A 974-nucleotide genomic window follows, 5' to 3' on the forward strand; every position below is an offset into this window, starting at 1 on the left:
GGACCTGGACGGCGGCGTGGAGCTGCGGTACAGCCCCAGCCTGAAGACGGCGGCCATCCTCAGCGTGCCCGGCGAGGGAGGGGTCGACAACGCCACCGGCGACGTGGCGTTCAGCCCTGACGGCTCGCTCCTCGCCTCCATCGACGACTACGCGACGATCACTCTGTGGGACGTCCCGTCCGGTAGGAAGGTGGCCACGCTCCACGGCGACAAGAACCAGAAGGACTCCGGGTACGACTCGGTGGCGTTCAGCCGGGACGNNTCGAACACCACCATCACGGTGTGGGATGTCAGGTCCCGCGACAAGGTCGCCACCCTCGTCGACCCCGCGGGGCCCGTGACGGATGTGAACCAGGGGTGGGTCGCGTGCGTCACGTTCACGCGGGACGGCCGCACCCTCATCGCCTCCACCACGGAGAACAAGCTGCACTTCTGGGACATCGGCCGGCGGAGCATCACCGCCACCGTCCAGGGCGGCAAGGACGGCCTGTACGACCTCGCGCTCAGCCCGGACGGCAAGGTCCTCGCGGCGGACGCCGGGATCGAAGGGGTCAGGCTGNNGTGAGCAAGGCGGGGCGTTCCAGATCTGGTCCACCGCCACCTGGAACCCCATCCGCACGTTCGACGAAAGCAACGAGGAGGTGGCCAAGGCCCTGTCGGAGGCCAGGGCTGGGCAGGCATTCGCGGACGCCCTCGCCTTCAGCCCCGACAACAAGCTCCTGGTCGAATCCCTGGACTACTACCTGGCCCTCTGGAAGCTCACCTGACCCTGACCCTGACCCGATGCAGGCCAACCTTGAGAGATTCCTGCTTCTTTAATTGACAGCGGAAAATAAGGGCCATAGGTTCCCGGCCATGCAGTCGGCCTCCCACGGCGAGGCGTTCCCGGTCCGTACGCCGGCCGCCTCGCACATCTTCACCACGCTCTTGTCCCACGGCCCGCTCACGCGGCCCGAACTGGCCCGGCGCACCGG

1 protein-coding gene and 1 pseudogene are annotated in these 974 nt (G+C 67.7%); both read left to right on the plus strand.

The genetic code is table 11. The features are described 5' to 3' along the window. The first annotated feature begins 641 nt into the window (after window positions 1–641). Window positions 642–767: a hypothetical protein gene (locus CCN51_RS59520; protein WP_281262500.1), complete on the plus strand. Its 126-nt coding sequence runs from the start codon at window positions 642–644 to the stop codon at window positions 765–767. An 88-nt stretch (window positions 768–855) separates the two neighbouring features. Next, window positions 856–974: pseudogene (locus CCN51_RS59035) on the plus strand (sugar kinase); the annotation flags it as partial.

The organism is Streptomyces milbemycinicus, from assembly GCF_002154605.1.
GTDB lineage: Bacteria > Actinomycetota > Actinomycetes > Streptomycetales > Streptomycetaceae > Streptomyces > Streptomyces milbemycinicus.